Annotated in this window: 19 protein-coding genes; 5 read left to right on the forward strand and 14 right to left on the reverse strand. The window is 33.4% G+C overall.

What is annotated here, in order from left to right; genetic code table 11:
- Positions 1-70 precede the first annotated feature (70 nt).
- Together BSF42_RS00595 and map are read left to right on the forward strand one after the other, a co-directional pair.
- Positions 71-808, forward strand: a complete 738-nt coding sequence (locus BSF42_RS00595) for an SDR family oxidoreductase (protein WP_095951185.1) — start codon at positions 71-73, stop codon at positions 806-808.
- Between the two features lie 57 nt (positions 809-865).
- Positions 866-1630: a type I methionyl aminopeptidase gene (gene map / locus BSF42_RS00600; RefSeq protein WP_095951186.1), complete on the forward strand. Its 765-nt coding sequence runs from the start codon at positions 866-868 to the stop codon at positions 1628-1630.
- Between the two features lie 99 nt (positions 1631-1729).
- Here the strand turns inward: map and BSF42_RS00605 are convergent, their stop codons facing one another.
- Complete coding sequence (locus tag BSF42_RS00605) at positions 1730-2137, reverse strand: VOC family protein (protein WP_095951187.1); 408 nt, start codon at positions 2135-2137, stop codon at positions 1730-1732.
- Between the two features lie 133 nt (positions 2138-2270).
- On the opposite strand from BSF42_RS00605, the gene BSF42_RS00610 reads away from it, so the two are divergent.
- Positions 2271-2621, forward strand: a complete 351-nt coding sequence (locus BSF42_RS00610) for a DUF2200 domain-containing protein (RefSeq protein WP_095951188.1) — start codon at positions 2271-2273, stop codon at positions 2619-2621.
- A gap of 45 nt (positions 2622-2666) precedes the next feature.
- Here the strand turns inward: BSF42_RS00610 and BSF42_RS00615 are convergent, their stop codons facing one another.
- The 4 genes from BSF42_RS00615 to BSF42_RS00630 are packed head-to-tail and all read right to left on the reverse strand — an operon-like array spanning position 2667 to position 4411.
- Positions 2667-3224, reverse strand: coding sequence for a DUF4256 domain-containing protein (locus tag BSF42_RS00615; protein WP_095951189.1), 558 nt, complete (start codon positions 3222-3224; stop codon positions 2667-2669).
- Positions 3225-3237: 13 nt separating this feature from the next.
- On the reverse strand, positions 3238-3615 hold the full coding sequence (locus BSF42_RS00620; protein ID WP_095951190.1) for a DoxX family protein: 378 nt from the start codon (positions 3613-3615) through the stop codon (positions 3238-3240).
- 6 nt (positions 3616-3621) lie between these two features.
- The gene (locus BSF42_RS00625) at positions 3622-4089 is read right to left on the reverse strand and encodes an SRPBCC domain-containing protein (RefSeq protein ID WP_095951191.1); all 468 of its coding nucleotides are present in this window, start codon (positions 4087-4089) and stop codon (positions 3622-3624) included.
- Positions 4090-4093: 4 nt separating this feature from the next.
- Entirely contained in the window at positions 4094-4411 is a 318-nt protein-coding gene (locus tag BSF42_RS00630) for a helix-turn-helix transcriptional regulator (RefSeq protein ID WP_095951192.1), read from the reverse strand.
- A 482-nt stretch (positions 4412-4893) separates the two neighbouring features.
- Here BSF42_RS00630 and BSF42_RS00635 point away from each other — a divergent pair, with 482 nt between their 5' ends.
- Entirely contained in the window at positions 4894-5868 is a 975-nt protein-coding gene (locus tag BSF42_RS00635) for an alpha/beta fold hydrolase (RefSeq protein WP_095951193.1), read from the forward strand.
- Positions 5869-5891: 23 nt separating this feature from the next.
- On the opposite strand, the gene BSF42_RS00640 is transcribed toward BSF42_RS00635, so the two are convergent.
- The 9 genes from BSF42_RS00640 to BSF42_RS00680 form a co-directional block, all read right to left on the reverse strand.
- The gene (locus BSF42_RS00640; protein WP_095951194.1) at positions 5892-7478 is read right to left on the reverse strand and encodes an ABC-F family ATP-binding cassette domain-containing protein; all 1587 of its coding nucleotides are present in this window, start codon (positions 7476-7478) and stop codon (positions 5892-5894) included.
- 203 nt (positions 7479-7681) lie between these two features.
- Entirely contained in the window at positions 7682-8050 is a 369-nt protein-coding gene (locus tag BSF42_RS00645) for a hypothetical protein (RefSeq protein ID WP_253250951.1), read from the reverse strand.
- A 147-nt stretch (positions 8051-8197) separates the two neighbouring features.
- Complete coding sequence (locus BSF42_RS00650; protein WP_095951196.1) at positions 8198-9130, reverse strand: transglutaminase; 933 nt, start codon at positions 9128-9130, stop codon at positions 8198-8200.
- 19 nt (positions 9131-9149) lie between these two features.
- A complete protein-coding gene (locus tag BSF42_RS00655; protein ID WP_095951197.1) occupies positions 9150-10001 on the reverse strand; it encodes a substrate-binding domain-containing protein in 852 nt (283 codons plus the stop codon).
- Between the two features lie 64 nt (positions 10002-10065).
- Positions 10066-10539, reverse strand: a complete 474-nt coding sequence (locus tag BSF42_RS00660) for a DUF4265 domain-containing protein (protein WP_095951198.1) — start codon at positions 10537-10539, stop codon at positions 10066-10068.
- Positions 10539-10931, reverse strand: coding sequence for a VOC family protein (locus BSF42_RS00665; protein WP_095951199.1), 393 nt, complete (start codon positions 10929-10931; stop codon positions 10539-10541). Before BSF42_RS00665 ends, BSF42_RS00660 begins: the two co-directional genes overlap by 1 nt.
- Positions 10932-10980: 49 nt before the next feature.
- Positions 10981-11850: a nucleoside phosphorylase gene (locus BSF42_RS00670; RefSeq protein WP_095951200.1), complete on the reverse strand. Its 870-nt coding sequence runs from the start codon at positions 11848-11850 to the stop codon at positions 10981-10983.
- Positions 11851-11940: 90 nt separating this feature from the next.
- On the reverse strand, positions 11941-12273 hold the full coding sequence (locus BSF42_RS00675) for a translation initiation factor (protein ID WP_095951201.1): 333 nt from the start codon (positions 12271-12273) through the stop codon (positions 11941-11943).
- 120 nt (positions 12274-12393) lie between these two features.
- The gene (locus tag BSF42_RS00680) at positions 12394-13344 is read right to left on the reverse strand and encodes an isopenicillin N synthase family oxygenase (protein ID WP_095951202.1); all 951 of its coding nucleotides are present in this window, start codon (positions 13342-13344) and stop codon (positions 12394-12396) included.
- Between the two features lie 187 nt (positions 13345-13531).
- Between BSF42_RS00680 and BSF42_RS00685 the strand changes: the two genes are divergently transcribed.
- On the forward strand, positions 13532-15508 hold the full coding sequence (locus BSF42_RS00685; RefSeq protein WP_095951203.1) for a thiamine pyrophosphate-dependent enzyme: 1977 nt from the start codon (positions 13532-13534) through the stop codon (positions 15506-15508).
- Positions 15509-15628 lie beyond the last annotated feature (120 nt).

Consider the following 15628-nt stretch of genomic DNA (forward strand, 5'->3'; position numbering starts at 1 on the left):
TTGCCATATGGCAAATGTTTTTGTTTTTTATCGACGCAGCTTTGTACTCAATAATTTATAAAGATAAAAAATGGATTCAGTATTAATTACAGGCGCAAACAGAAGCATTGGTTTAGAAACTGCTAAACAGCTTTCAGAAAAAGGATTATTTGTTTATTTAGGAAGCCGTGATCTTGCAAAAGGCGAGGAAGTGGTAAAAGAACTAACACAGCAAGGTTTTAAAAACATTAAAGCAATTCAAATTGATGTTACAAACGAAGAAAGTGTTTTAAAAGCAAAAGAAATTGTAGAAAAGGAGCAGGGAAAATTAGATATTCTAATCAATAATGCTGGAGTTTTAGGAGATACACCGCAAGATCCTTCGTCAACTGCTGTAGAAAAGATCCAGAGTACTTTTGATACTAACTTTTTTGGGGTAATTAGAGTTACACAAGCGTTTATTGAATTGCTTAAAAAGTCTAAGAATCCGAGAATTAGCAATATCACTTCGGGTCTTGGTTCACTTACGTTACATAGCGATCCTGCTTGGAAATATTACGCTATTAAAGCCGTTTCTTATGTTTCATCCAAAGCAGCTCTCAACGCTTTTACCGTTACTTTGGCTTACGAATTAAAAGATTTAGGTTTCAGAGTAAATTCCATAGATCCAGGTTACACCGCTACAGATTTTAATCATTTCAGCGGGCCGGGAAGTGTCGAAAGCGCCGCTGGTTTCATTATAAAACATACACTGACTGACAAAAACGGACCAACTGGAAAATTCTTCAGCAATGATATTGAAGACGAAAGCGAAGAAAGTCCTTGGTAAAATAAAAAAATGGTAGTTTTGTGAAATATTCAATTGAAGAACTTTAAAGAAAGAACTATGTCAATTACAACAGAAGCAGAATTAGCAGGAATGAAAAAAGCAAGTGAAGCAGTTGCATTCACCTTAAAAGAAATGAGAAAGTTTGCCAAAGCCGGCATGTCTACCAAAGAATTGGATGATTATGGCGGACAAATACTAAACGATCTCGGCGCTAAATCTGCACCATATTTGACTTATGGTTTTCCTGGATGGACTTGTATCAGCGTTGGAAATGAATTCTGTCACGGAATCCCTTCAGAAAATAGAATTCTTCAAGAAGGTGATTTAATCAATATTGATGTTTCTGCCGAACTAGATGGTTTTTGGTCAGATAACGGAGGCTCATTTGTAATTGGTTCTGATGTAAACGAACATCAAAAACTGGTTGAAGCTTCCAAACAGATTTTGCATAAAGCGATTCACAATATAAAAAGAGGCGTTCGTATTTCTGATATTGGTTTTTTAATTGAAACAGAAGCTAAAAAAAGAGGTTATAAAGTCATTAAAAACTTAACGGGGCACGGAGTAGGGAGAAACCTTCATGAAGCACCGCACGAAATAGCCAATTATAGAGACCGATTCAATTTGACAAGATTCAAAAAGAATTCTGTAGTTGCGATAGAAACGTTTATTTCGACAACTTCTACTTATGCCGAAACTTTGCAGGATGGATGGACAATGGTTGGTAACAAAGGCGGTTTTATGGCGCAGCACGAACATACGATTGTTGTGACAGAAGGCAAACCCATTATTTTGACAGAAATGAATGAAATCTGGAATTAAAATTAGATAAAAAAACGAAAGCTCCATTAGAAAATAATGGAGCTTTTTTTTATATTTTTTTCAATCAATCTAAATAAACCATTAACAATTAACAATTAATCAAATTGGTTCCCAAAGTTCTATTTTATTGCCTTCGGTATCCATAATGTGAACAAATTTCCCGTAATCGTACGTTTCAATATCATCCAGAATAGTTACTCCGTTTTGTTTGAGTTTTTCTAAAAGACCTTCAATATTTTGAACACGGTAATTCACCATAAAATCCTTTTTGGATGGAGAAAAATATTTATCTCCCGTTTTAAATGGACACCATTGAGTCGATTCTATTTGATCTGGTTTCTCAAGATTTCTCGATTCAAAACTCGCAGAACCCCAATCATTAATTTCTAATCCTAAATTTTTGGCATACCAATCCTTAGTCTCTTTCGGATTATCAAGAAAAAAGAAAATACCGCCTATTCCTGTAACTTTTGGTGTGTTGTCGTTTAAATTATTCTGGTTTTCCATAAAAATAGTTTTTAGATTACTGATTGAAATGTTAAAACTAAATCTAAGGTATAAAATAATTTATTCCGTTGCCGTTTTTTAAGTTTTGAATTATATTTACACTAAACCATAATTGATCTAAAAAAAGAGTAAAATGAAGAACGATAGAGTATATAAAATACTATTTTCAAGCGTGTATCCTTTATACATTCAAAAAGCAGAAAAGAAAGGAAGAACCAAAGAAGAAGTAGATATTGTAACCAAATGGTTAACAGGATACAGCGACGAAGAACTTAAAGCTCAAATTGAGAAAAAGGCCGACTTTGAAACCTTCTTTGCTGAAGCACCAAAATTGAATCAGAACGTATCTAAAATTACAGGCGTTATCTGTGGTTATCGTGTAGAAGAAATCGAAGATCCGCTGATGCAGAAAATTCGTTATTTGGATAAATTGGTAGACGAATTGGCAAAAGGAAAAAAGATGGAAAAGATTTTAAGAGAGTAAATAGAAAACCTCCAAAATGAAATCTTTCGGAGGCTTTTGCTATTTTTAAACTCGCAGTAAACCGCGAAAACCTCTTGCGGCATAATACGATTCTGCGCCATTATGATATACAAAAACGGTATTGTATCTAAAGTCAGAAAAAATTGCACCGCCTAATTTTCGTATTTCCGGCGGCGTCAAAATCCAGCTCGATGTTTTAGTATCAAACTTCTCTAACTTTTGTAATTCTTTGTATTGTTCTTCGTTTAAAATTTCAATTCCCATTTCAGCAGCCATATTTACAGCGCTGTTATTAGGTTTGTTTTCTTTTCTTTTTTCGAGTGCTTCATGATCGTAACAGATACTTCTGCGTCCCTTTGGACTTTCAGGAGAACAATCCGCAAAAAGATATTCATCTGTTTTTTTATCGTAGCCAATAACATCTGGTTCCCCTTCAGTTCTTTCCATTTCTTCAAGCGACCATAACTTTTCAGGATTGGCTTTTAATTTTGCTTCAATTTTTGCCCAATCTAAATCTTTATGCCGCTTTAAGTTCTTCTCAAAACGTTTTTCAAGCGTACTTAAAATCTCTTCCTGCTCGTTTGTAGTTAATACTTTTTTCATCTGATTCTTTTTTTTAATTTACAAAACACTTTCTCTCTGCAGGCCTGTAATACCAAGAGAAAATAGTCAAAACAATTAATAATAGCGGGCCAAAAAGTTCTTTGGCACCATCTCCGCATGCTAAATGAGAAATTACCGCACCAGACATAGCAAAGAAAAAACCTGCGTAAGCCCATTCTTTCAGTAAACCAAATTTAGGAATAAGTATTGCAATTACACCTAATAATTTCCAAACACCTAAAAGCGTTAAAAAATAAAGCGGATATCCTAAATGGGTCATCATTTCGGTTTCTTCTTTCATCTTAATGAGCTGTACAGTTCCCGTAGAAGCCATTCCTAAAGACAGCCAAATCGTGGCAATCCAGTAAATAAATTTATTTCGTTTAGACATACTATTTTATTTTAGGTTCGTTACAATTTCTTCCAATCTGTTATGCGCCATATTTAAACCTTGCGCAAAAGGCAATTTTAACTGCTGTTCTCTATGTTCAATTGATTTATAAATAATCTGCATCTTTAATTTACTGGTTTCGTCGGTCAGCTTTTCAAATTCTAAAAACTCCAATTGAGGTGCAAAATTTGCATTATCCATTTCAAAAGTTCTCGTTATTTTTTCATTTGGAACAAAATCATGAATAGCGCCATTAGCACTAAATACTACGTTTCCGTTGGGATCACTAGTTTCAAAATGCCAGCCGCCATGTTTTTTATTTTCCAATTTCAAAACTTTTGTTCCCATCCACTGTTCTACAATTTCAGGTTCGATATAAGCTTTAAATAATAATTCAACTGCAATATCAAATTCTCTTGTGATTACAAGATCTTGTCTGCCGTTTTCTGCTTCAATTTTCGTTTTTCTTTCCATGTTTTTATTTTTTATAATTTTTCATGATTGCTTCCAACTTATTAAAACGATCGTCCCACATTTTTCTAAAGGGTTCAATAAAGCTGTCGATTTCTTTCATTTTTTGAGGATTTAAATGATAATAAATTTCCCTGCCATTTTGTATTTGGTGCAGTAATTCACATTCATTTAATATTTTAATGTGTTTCGAAATGGTCTGTCTCGACGAATCAAAATTATCTGCAATTGCCCCAGGTGTCATTGCTTGTATAGCGACTAAACTTAAAATAGCTCTTCGCGTAGGATCGGCTATGGCTTGAAAAACATCTCTTCTAATTTCCATTATGCAGTTATTTGACTGCAAATATAATGAAGTCATTTGACTGCGCAATATAATTTGATGATTATTTTTAATAAAAAAAACCTTCAAACTTTTAAATTTGAAGGTTTTACATATCATTTTTCAGCTATCTTAGTCCAATCCAGCAAACTGAAAAGGTTTAGATTCCTTGAAATTCAATAACGATTCACTAGAATAATTTTCGTTATTAGCCACAAAAAATCTGTTTCGTGATTTCATAGTTTTTAATTTTGATTAAGCGTATACTTTGCAGACAACTAATTTGTAAATAAAACCTCTCTATGCAATTTACGTCTTTTTTGTATTGATTTGAATTTCAATTCAATACTTATATAAATTCTTTTTTTAAGATACGTCGGTTTTTAATCAATATTATCTGGAATAATTATAAATAATATTGTAATTTGAATAGAATTAAAGTATTTTTGGAACAAACGATATTTACACGCCAAAACAACTTTAAAATGATAAAAAAGATTTTCAAAGTTCTCAAAATAGTCATACTAATTCTGCTGGCGTTAATTGCAATCGGATTTTTGTTTGAACATATTTCAAGAGTCTATTACAACAGCAAACGACCGCAGGATTCGGAATTTGTTGAAGTTGAGGGCCGAAAAATTCATTACAAGAAAGAAGGAAAAGGTTCCTGCACCATCATTTTTGAATCTGGTTTGGGCGGAGATTATCTGCATTGGCAGGAAATTCAGAAGAAACTTTCTCAAAAATATACCACCATTTCGTATGATAAAGCAGGAATATTATGGAGTGAGCCCTCAGAAAATATATCATTAAGAAGATATGCCGATGATTTAAAACAGCTTTTAGAGAAAACAAAATGCCCAAAACCTTATATTTTGGTCGGACACTCCTTTGGAGGTATTACGCCAAGATTATTTATTAAAGAAAACACAAAAGATCTGGCAGGAATTGTATTTGTTGATGTTTCCCATCCAAAGCAGTTAGAAAAATCTTCTGAAGCTTTAAAAAATTCCGTACAGCCGCCACCAAAAAATTTTTTAAGTTTTTTAAACGAAATTGGTGTCATCAGAATTTTGTACAGCAACGTTTCTTTTACAACCGCAGTTCCAGAGAAACATTGGTTCAATCAGAATGTGAAAACCTATTTTTACCGCATTTTCGATGGAATGATGGCTGAACTGGAAAATGATGAAAAATTAATGAATGAAGCGTCGCGAATTACTAATTTTGGCGCTGTTCCGTTAACCATAATTACAGCTAAATATCCAGATGGAGTAGAAGGCGCGAAAGATAAAAACTTAGAAAAAGAATATTTATCGGTTCACAATGCCTTACAAGTTGATCTTCTGAATTTGTCATCTCACAGCAAACAGATTTTTGCGCAGAAAAGCGGTCATTATATAACGCTTCAGCAACCGGATTTAATTTGTAATGAAATCAATAAATTAGCGCCAAATTAGTTTTCGCGCTAAAATTATTTTATTTAAAGCAGAATTTCTTTTTCAATATTGATTTGTTCCAAAAACAACTGATCGTGCGAAACAACTATCAAAGTTCCCTGATATTCATTAATCGCCGCCGTTAGAATTTCGATATTTTGAATATCCAGATTATTAGTCGGTTCATCCAAAATAATAATATCGGGCGACTCATTACTTATTGTCAAACAGCAAAGCATCAGGCGCATTCTTTCTCCGCCGCTCAAAGCATCGCAGGGTTTGTCCCAATCATTTTGAGAAAACAAAAAGCGATTGAGCCTCATTTTTATTTCATGTTCTTCTAAACCTGAATCGTTAAAAACTTGAGCTTGCTGATACACATTTAAGTTGTTATCAAGCAGGGAATAATCCTGATCGATATAAATTGCTTTTTTATTTAAGGATTGAATATTTCCAAGCTTTGGATTTAATTTTCCCAAAATTATTTTTATTAAAGTAGTTTTTCCAGAGCCGTTTGAACCTTTTAAAACCAAACGGTCTCCTGAAAGAATTTCAAAACTCAGGTTTTCTTTCCAAAGTACTTGATTTTCATAGCTGTAATTGATTTCATCTGCTTTAAAAAGTATTTTGCCTTTATGAAATACAGTAGCATTAAAACCAAATTTCATCTGATCAATCGCTGGAAGCGACGATCGCAGCTGTCGCAGATCATCAGAAATACTGGTGATTTTTTCTGTGTGAACATCTTTAATTTTCGAACTGCTGTTTTCGGCTTTATTTCGGAGCGTATTCATCATAATGCGTGCAACACCTGATTTTTCCTGCTTCTTTTTCCCTCTTGAATCTAATTTATTTTGACGTTCAATCGTTTCACGTTCCTTTTCTTTTGCTTTTCGCAAGGCTTTTTCTTTACTCTGTACATCTTGTTCTAAGGCATTATTTTCAATCTTTTTCTGTTCGCTGTAAAAATCATAATTGCCGCCATAAACAGAAATCCCATTTTTACTCATTTCTAAAGTCTTATTTAGAATATTAAGCAATGTTCTGTCGTGACTTACAATTAATAACGAACTTGAAGTAGATTTAATAAAATCATATAATAAAGTTCTTCCTTCAAAATCCAAATGATTGCTCGGTTCGTCCAACAAAACCAACTCGGGTTCATGGATCATAATTCCAGCCAGGAAAACTTTGGTTTTCTGTCCGCCGCTCAGCGTTTCCATTTTCTGGTTCAGATCCAAATTTTGAAGTTTCCAATACGATAAAGCTTCTTGACATCGCTCTTCAATTGTCCAGTCATCATTTAATAATTCTAGATTTTCTTCACTTACATCACCTTCAAGTATTGCTTTAAGTGATTTTATTTTATCCTTTATATGTAAAGCTTCAACTATTGTCAGATCATTAAACTGACCAAACAATTGCGGTACAAAATAAGGTTTAGCATTTAGATTTAGCTGCCCAGAAAAAGGCAGCAGTTCACCAGCAATAATTTTCAATACCGTAGATTTTCCAACACCGTTATTTCCAACCAATGCGGCTTTATCGTGATTGTTTATAGTAAAACTAATGTTTTGAAACAGCAGATTTTTATTCTCGTGCTGATACGAAATATTTTGAAGAATAAGCATAATTCCTTTCTTTTAAGATAAATAATTAAGCGGCCGTAAAATTACGGTTGCTTACTAAAATTTTCGAAAGAAATTATTTTTCACATACGTCAATGCTTAATTTGAAGAGTACAAAGATATTTATTTTAGTATTAAAAATCAAAAAACCATTCTTTACAATCGTAAAGAATGGTTTTTGTATAAAGTTTAAGCTACTGCTTAATTTAAATTTTATCTAATGTTATTTTAGCTTCTTTAGCATCTAAAATTAGTTTATCCTCTGTAATTGTGCTTACACAAGGATAAGGTGTTCCAACTTCATCTTTAATAACAAGACTAGTTCCTTTATTAGTTAAAGCGTAAGTCCCGTCTGTTATTTCTCGAAGCAAATATCCTGTCACGTGTCCATCTTCTGTAAAAGTGAGCGTACCATTTGTTAAAATAGCATTTTTTGTAGAATCATTCATTTCTATTTTTGGTTCTACAGCACTAACTTTCCATGAATTTACAAGTTTGTCTCTTTTACTATGGCATGATACCATTAATACTACAGCAATTGCAATTACGAGGGTAAATAATTTAGAGTTTCTCATGATTATTGGGTTAAAAGTTAAACAGGAAAAAGTTACAAAAAAAAACAACATTATATTATTCATAATCAAATATTTATAAAGTTTTTTTTCTTCATAAAAAACACTGATTTTTTATGTAATCAAGAAAGACTAAAAGAAAAGGGGATTTTAATTAAGAGTTAAGGCTCCTAATATTTCTTCGTACATGAACGGGCCGCCTGGATAAGTTGCCGTATAATCAAGGTTCATCCATACTTGACCGCGCTCGTCAATATGGTAATGCAGTTTTTTACCGTAGCTTTCTTTAGTAAAAAGAACGTTCTTAATTAAGTAATTAACTTTCTCCAAATCAATCGTAGAACCAATTAAAATTTCTGGATAAATATGTCCTTTGGTGTGAATAAGTCGGGGAGTACCGCCAATAGATCTAATCGCCGCCGCCATCAAAATAGAGTGATCATCGCAATCGCCAGAGAAATAATCTAAAGATTCGCTCGCGGTTGCAATATAATCACCTTCTTTGGGATCATTCACATAATTCCATCGGCCGTTTATTTCCTTAAAAACGGCAAAACATTGAATAATTGTTCTATAATCTGAATAACCTCTAATACCTTTAAAGTGTTTGGTTGTTGCCATAATAGCAAAATTTCGCACTCTCGGATTCTGATATTCTATTGCATTAATAATTTTTGATTTATTTGGAAATGGAAGCAGTTTTGCCACAATTATATCTTGCGGATACGGATTATCAGACATCGTATAAATCATCGAGTTATAATCTTCTGAGATTTCGCTGAAACCATAATTCCCTATAACTGTTCCGTAAAACAACACCAATAAATAAACAGCAATGCACAATATAATTATTGTTCTGAGATACATGAGAAGGAAAAATATTGCTGCAAAGACAAAAATAAAGATAAAAACACGATCTAGATTGAATGCCCACTCCAAATCGATAAGATTTTGATGCAGTATGATGAAAATCGGAATGGTAATAAAAAGACTCAAAAGCATAATAATAATCCTGTCCCACGGCGATTTCACCTGTAGTTTGGATTTTAATTGCGGAAAGTCAATTTTAGGGAATTTCATCATACGAATCAAAAAAGCAGTATTATAGTGCTTTTACGGTTTCTACAAAAATACTTTTTTTATCAATAATTCCCAGATCAAATAATTGATTTTGAATTTTATTAAAAGCTTTCTCTGTTAGGTTTTTCTGTGACCATTGTGTTAATTTCAGCCACTCTTTAATATCTTCTGCTTTTTGATTAAAAAGTTTAGATAATTTTTTGTCAATTTCGGGAATTTCTTTGAAATCAACCGTTGTTTTATTGATAATTTCAAGGATTTTTTCAACAACTTTTGGATTCTTTTTCAAGAATTCTTCGCGTACCGCAATTATAAAAGAAGGCCAAGGAGTAGGGCAGTCGTCAATACGTCTAAATATTCCTTGGTCCACAAGAGGTTTTGTCATAAAACGTTCCCACATAAAGTAGTCTGCTTTTTTATTGGTCAAAGCATCAACTGCGCCGTCAATTGTGTTTACAATTTCAAACTCCAGATCGTCCATCTGCCAGCCTTGCTCATTTGCATTTACATAGGCCATTAACTGCGATCCAGAACCAACTCTCGAAATAGCGGCTTTCTTGTTTTTAAGATCTTTAAGGGTTTGAAAATCAGATTTTGCATCAACATGAATTCCCCAAATTAAAGGCGACTGCACATAAATCTGAATAATTTTACTGGGATTTCCAGCTGCAATATCTTTTAGAATTCCTTCAGTTAAAATAACAGCTAGATCTGTTTCTCCATCACGGAGCATTTGACACATTTTTCCGGTTCCTTCGGGAATATTTCTCCATTGTAAGTCGATGTTCTCAGCTTCAAATTCGCCATTTTCTATACATAGATGCCATGGCAAATTGAAGTGTTCAGGAACACCCGCAATTTTGACAGTTTTCATTTCTTTTAAGTTTAAGTTAAGTTAAGTTAAGTTGCTTGGTATGCGTAATCTAGTTTTTCTTTTTTTAGTTTTTTAATAAATCGGCTCTGTGTTTCTCTGAAAGACAAGGTTCTGCAAATTCGATAATTTCCTTTGACTCATAATCAGTCAAAAGGCTTCTTACCAATGTGTAATCTACATCTTTCGCAATTTCTGCTGCAAAAAAAGTTTCGTTTAATCCTTCCGACAAGCAATTTATTGCCTTTAATTGTTCGCGGATGATTTCTTTGTCAAAATCTTTTTCTAAAACAGCTATTTGTATAATTGAGTTTCCTGAATTTTGTATTGTTTTTCTATGCATGAAACGTTGTTCTGTCTCATCAAATTCTGCATAAAAAATGTCATCTGTTGCAATTAATGGGCCAAAAAATGGAATATTATCCAATTTAAAAAGACCTTTTTCCAAATCTATAATTTCTGCCCACATGGTTTCAGAAACTACTTCATCCAAATAATCGCTGTAATATTTAAATAATATTTTTTTATGAGTTTCCGACATTATTCTATTTCGTTTATTATGGCTTTTAATGATGACACAACTATGCGGTAACCGTCCGGATCCTGAATCATTTTTCCGTTTTCATTCCAATACAGATTAACCGCTTGTATCATTTCAATATTATTTTGTGTAATCGTATGTATTAAGTCGTTGTAATTTGACATTGTTTTTGGATAAAGCACGATAATATCATCTTCATCAAAAGTATGTTTGGCTTCAATTTCAGACATTGTAAATTCAAAATGCCAGTCTAAACCTGGTTTTCCTATAAAAACTCCGTCATAATTATTATGATGCTGGAATCCGCCTAATCTTTCAAAACCAAGAATATTGATATAAAAATTTTCAATTTTCTCTAAATTGTTAGTATGTCGCGCAACTCTCAAAAACATAATGCTATTTTTTATAATTATCGAATTATCACATTTTCTAATTATCTCATTATTTTCCCGCTAATTTACCCAAAGTGTACGTGATCAATTCGTCTACAGCTTTGTATGGATCTTCGCTAAATGTTCCAGAAGCGCGATTGGCAATAATGGCATTAAGCGACAAAGCATTATGTCCCAAAAGAGCAGAGAGTCCGTAGATTGCTGCCGTTTCCATCTCTAAATTAGTGATTTTAGTTTCATTAAAAATAAAATTATCCATTTTATTATTCAATTCTTCATCTTGAATATTTAAACGTAAAACTCTTCCCTGCGGACCGTAAAATCCACCCGCAGTTGCTGTAATTCCTTTAAATATTCTATTGGATTCAATTAGTTTTTCTAATTCCTCAGAACATTGTGTTACGTATGGTTTTCCTTTTTTAGGATCCCAATTAGTATGTTCTACAAATGCGTCTTCCATTTCAGTAATCGAAACATCATCAATTAAATAGGAGCGGAGCATATTGTCTAATCCTAAACCAAATTTTGACATTACGAAACTGTCTACTGGAATATCTTCTTGCAAAGAACCAGAAGTTCCAATTCGGATAATATTTAGTGAAGTTAGCGTTTCTTTTGGTTCACGCGTCTTTAAATCGATATTAACTAAGGCGTCTAATTCATTTAAAACGATATCAATATTATCTGGGCCAATTCCGGTAGAAATTACAGAAATTCTCTTGCCTTTGTAAATTCCGGTCTGGGTTTTAAATTCTCTTTTTTGAGTGGAATATTCAATTGAATCAAAAAATTGGGTAATTTTCTCCACTCTATTTTGGTCACCAACAAAAATAATGTCGTGTGCAATATGTTCAGGACGCAGGTTTAAATGATAAACGCTTCCGTCTGGATTTAGTATTAATTCTGATGATTGGATCATTTTTTTTTAAGTTGCTAAGGTTCTGAGGTACTAAGATTCTAAGTTTTTTTACTTGGAATTTGGAATTTAAAAATTGAAATTTAATTTATTCTATCCACCTACACGTTTGGTTTTAAATCCTTTTTCTTTTAAAATTGCCATAATTTTATCACGGTAATCTCCTTGAATAATAATGGAATCATCTTTAAAAGTGCCGCCTACGCTTAATTTAGTTTTGATTTCTTTGGCTAAGATTTTAAAATCTTCGTCGGAGCCTTCATAACCTTCAATAATTGTGGTTGCTTTTCCTTTTCTTTTTTCAAATTTACAGATCATTGGTTCTTTTTGAACATACAGGACATGTTCTTGTTCTTCAACTTGTTCTGGTTCATTTGATTCAACATGATCTGGAAATAAATTCTTTAATTGATCTTTAAAATCCATAATTTTTATTCTCTAAATAATTACAATAAATATAGTTTATAAAAATCAAATTCCAAACTCCAATGAAGATTGGAATTTGGAATTTTTATCCCGAAGCCACGGGAGAAATTTATTTAAGTTTTATTTTTTAATTAAACCTAATTCTACTAAACGTTCGTGCAAGAACTCACCCGCAGAAATATCTTCGAATTTCTTTGGATTTTCTTCATCAATACAATTTTCAAGACAATCCAAACGCATATCGCTTACTGGATGCATAAAAAACGGAATTGAATAACGTGAAGTTCCCCACAATTCTCTCGGCGGATTTACCACTTGGTGAATCGTAGATTTTAATTTGTTATTGGTGTGTCTTGACAACATATCTCCAACATTAATTACCAATTCATCATCTTGTGCAATGGCATCAATCCATTCACCATTATGATTTTGAACTTGTAATCCTTTACCTTGAGCTCCCATTAACAAAGTGATCAAATTGATATCACCGTGAGCTGCAGCACGAATGGCATTTTCTGGTTCAGAAGTAATTGGAGGATAGTGGATTGGTCTTAAAATTGAGTTTCCTTCTTTTGCATATTCATCAAAATAAAACTCGTCAAGACCTAAATGTAAAGCCAAAGCCCTTAAAACATAAACGCCGGTTTTTTCTAATTTTTGATATGCTTCTTTACCAACCACATTAAAACGAGGTAACTCAGTAACTTCCACATTATCTGGATATTCTGAAGCCCATCGTGAATTTTCGTCAACGTATTGACCAAAATGCCAAAATTCTTTTAAATCTCCTTCTTTGCGTCCTTTAGCATGTTCTTTTCCAAAAGAAACATAACCTCTTTGTCCGCCAATTCCAGGAATTTCATAATTATGCTTAGTTTCTATTGGCAAGGCGAAAAAGTTTCTAATTTCACCATAAAGTTCGTTGACCAATTGATCATCAAGAAAATGACCTTTTAAGGCTACGAAGCCAATGTTTTCAAATGCACTGCCGATTTCATTTACAAATTTTTGTTTACGTTTCGGGTCGTCCGAAAGGAAATCACGTAAGTCTACACTAGGAATGTTTTGCATACTTTACATTTTATATTTAAGAACAAAAGGTGTCATAAGCACCTTTCGTTAACAAAGGTATAGAATATTTTAGAAAATAATCTTAAGCTCAGCCATTAAAAGCTGATTTCTGATTAAAAAAATATTTCAGAATCTTATAAAATTGGCGCAAATTGTTATATTTGAAACACTAAAAAATAAAAAATAAATGATTTTTTACCGACAAAACTTAACCGACGCTCAATTATTAGATTTATATAAAAAGATATTAAAACCACGATTAATCGAAGAAAAGATGCTCATCTTGATTCGGCAAGGAAAGGTTTCTAAATGGTTTTCTGGAATCGGGCAAGAAGCTATTGCTGTTGGTGTTACCGCTGTTTTAGATCAATCGGAATACATTCTTCCAATGCACCGAAATCTTGGTGTTTTTACTACGAGAGAAATTCCGCTTCACCGATTATTTTCGCAATGGCAGGGAAAAGCTAATGGTTTTACAAAAGGCCGCGACAGAAGTTTTCACTTTGGAACTCAGGAATACAATATTATCGGAATGATTTCGCATCTTGGCCCGCAATTAGGAATCGCTGACGGAATCGCTTTAGCCGATAAACTTCAAAATAATAAAAAAATAACCGCCGTTTTTACTGGTGAAGGCGCTACAAGTGAAGGAGATTTTCACGAAGCTTTGAATATTGCCGCGGTTTGGAATCTGCCGGTTATGTTTATTATTGAAAATAATGGTTACGGACTTTCAACGCCCACAAACGAACAATATGCCTGCGAAAACCTTGCTGATAAAGGAATTGGCTACGGAATTGAAAGCTGGATTATTGACGGAAATAATATTGTTGAAGTTTACAACAAATTATCTCAGTTAAAGAAAGAAATGCAGGAGAATCCGCATCCCGTTTTATTAGAATTTAAAACGTTCAGGATGCGCGGACATGAAGAGGCGAGTGGTACTAAATATGTGCCGCAGGAATTAATGAAAGAATGGGAGCAAAGAGATCCCGTTACAAATTACAGAAATTACCTGACTGAAATCGGCATTCTTACTGCTGAAATAGACGAACAATTTCACGCCGAAATAAAACAAGAAATTGACAAAAATTGGGCGATGGCAAATGCCGAACCTGAAATAGAAGCAACTTACAGCGGAGAACTAGATGATGTTTACAAACCATATCAATTTGAAGAAGTTAACAAAGAAGCAGAAACGGAAAATATTCGTTTTATTGATGCAATTCGAAATGGTTTAAACGAATCGATGCAGCGCCATAGAAACCTTGTTATAATGGGTCAGGATATTGCCGAATATGGCGGAGCCTTTAAAATAACAGACGGCTTTGTAGAGTTTTTTGGAAAAGACCGTGTTCGCAATACACCAATCTGCGAAAGCGCTGTTGTTTCTGCCGCAATGGGATTATCAATCAATAATTACAAAGCAATTGTAGAAATGCAGTTCGCCGATTTCGTTTCAACTGGATTTAATCCGATTGTGAATTTATTGGCAAAATCACATTACCGCTGGGGCGAAAAAGCCGATGTAGTAGTACGTATGCCTTGTGGCGGCGGTACTCAGGCGGGACCATTTCACTCGCAGACGAATGAAGCTTGGTTTACCAAAACTCCAGGTTTGAAAGTCGTTTATCCAGCATTTCCATACGATGCAAAAGGACTTTTAAACACCGCTATAAATGATCCGAATCCGGTTTTGTTTTTTGAACATAAATTATTATACCGCAGTATTTATCAAGAAGTTCCTAAAGATTATTACACGATTCCGTTAGGAAAAGCGGCTTTACTAAAAGAAGGAAATGCGGTTACAATTATCACTTTTGGTGCGCCAGTACATTGGGCTTTAGAAACTTTGGCACAAAACCCAGAAATCGAAGCCGATTTAATTGACTTAAGAACGCTGCAACCTTTAGATACTGAAACGATTTTTGCTTCGGTTAAAAAAACAGGAAAAGCGATAATTTATCAAGAAGACACTATGTTTGGCGGGATTGCCAGCGACATTTCGGCTTTAATAATGGAGAATTGTTTTGAATATTTGGATGCTCCAGTAAAAAGAGTGGCAAGTTTAGATTCGCCAATTCCGTTTACAAAAGCGCTTGAAGATCAGTTTTTACCAAGAAATAGATTTGAAGAGGTTTTGAAAGAATTATTGAAATATTAAACTTTTGGACTTTATACTAAACACATAGTTACATAGATTTTTATTCTGAGAAGAGATAATAAAAAGAAACTAGTTCCTCACACATAGCAAATGTGTTTAAATGAGTAAAACTTTTTTTGA

The organism is Flavobacterium sp. ACN6 (genome assembly GCF_002304005.1).
In the GTDB taxonomy this organism is placed as follows: Bacteria; Bacteroidota; Bacteroidia; order Flavobacteriales; family Flavobacteriaceae; genus Flavobacterium.

What these genes read in the sequence shown, in the direction of transcription:
- BSF42_RS00595 (WP_095951185.1), top strand. Translation starts at nt 71, where the DNA reads ATGGATTCAGTATTAATTACAGGCGCAAACAGAAGCATTGGTTTAGAA.
- map (WP_095951186.1), top strand. Translation starts at nt 866, where the DNA reads ATGTCAATTACAACAGAAGCAGAATTAGCAGGAATGAAAAAAGCAAGT.
- BSF42_RS00605 (WP_095951187.1), bottom strand. Translation starts at nt 2,137, where the DNA reads ATGGAAAACCAGAATAATTTAAACGACAACACACCAAAAGTTACAGGA.
- BSF42_RS00610 (WP_095951188.1), top strand. Translation starts at nt 2,271, where the DNA reads ATGAAGAACGATAGAGTATATAAAATACTATTTTCAAGCGTGTATCCT.
- BSF42_RS00615 (WP_095951189.1), bottom strand. Translation starts at nt 3,224, where the DNA reads ATGAAAAAAGTATTAACTACAAACGAGCAGGAAGAGATTTTAAGTACG.
- BSF42_RS00620 (WP_095951190.1), bottom strand. Translation starts at nt 3,615, where the DNA reads ATGTCTAAACGAAATAAATTTATTTACTGGATTGCCACGATTTGGCTG.
- BSF42_RS00625 (WP_095951191.1), bottom strand. Translation starts at nt 4,089, where the DNA reads ATGGAAAGAAAAACGAAAATTGAAGCAGAAAACGGCAGACAAGATCTT.
- BSF42_RS00630 (WP_095951192.1), bottom strand. Translation starts at nt 4,411, where the DNA reads ATGGAAATTAGAAGAGATGTTTTTCAAGCCATAGCCGATCCTACGCGA.
- BSF42_RS00635 (WP_095951193.1), top strand. Translation starts at nt 4,894, where the DNA reads ATGATAAAAAAGATTTTCAAAGTTCTCAAAATAGTCATACTAATTCTG.
- BSF42_RS00640 (WP_095951194.1), bottom strand. Translation starts at nt 7,478, where the DNA reads ATGCTTATTCTTCAAAATATTTCGTATCAGCACGAGAATAAAAATCTG.
- BSF42_RS00645 (WP_253250951.1), bottom strand. Translation starts at nt 8,050, where the DNA reads ATGAGAAACTCTAAATTATTTACCCTCGTAATTGCAATTGCTGTAGTA.
- BSF42_RS00650 (WP_095951196.1), bottom strand. Translation starts at nt 9,130, where the DNA reads ATGATGAAATTCCCTAAAATTGACTTTCCGCAATTAAAATCCAAACTA.
- BSF42_RS00655 (WP_095951197.1), bottom strand. Translation starts at nt 10,001, where the DNA reads ATGAAAACTGTCAAAATTGCGGGTGTTCCTGAACACTTCAATTTGCCA.
- BSF42_RS00660 (WP_095951198.1), bottom strand. Translation starts at nt 10,539, where the DNA reads ATGTCGGAAACTCATAAAAAAATATTATTTAAATATTACAGCGATTAT.
- BSF42_RS00665 (WP_095951199.1), bottom strand. Translation starts at nt 10,931, where the DNA reads ATGTTTTTGAGAGTTGCGCGACATACTAACAATTTAGAGAAAATTGAA.
- BSF42_RS00670 (WP_095951200.1), bottom strand. Translation starts at nt 11,850, where the DNA reads ATGATCCAATCATCAGAATTAATACTAAATCCAGACGGAAGCGTTTAT.
- BSF42_RS00675 (WP_095951201.1), bottom strand. Translation starts at nt 12,273, where the DNA reads ATGGATTTTAAAGATCAATTAAAGAATTTATTTCCAGATCATGTTGAA.
- BSF42_RS00680 (WP_095951202.1), bottom strand. Translation starts at nt 13,344, where the DNA reads ATGCAAAACATTCCTAGTGTAGACTTACGTGATTTCCTTTCGGACGAC.
- BSF42_RS00685 (WP_095951203.1), top strand. Translation starts at nt 13,532, where the DNA reads ATGATTTTTTACCGACAAAACTTAACCGACGCTCAATTATTAGATTTA.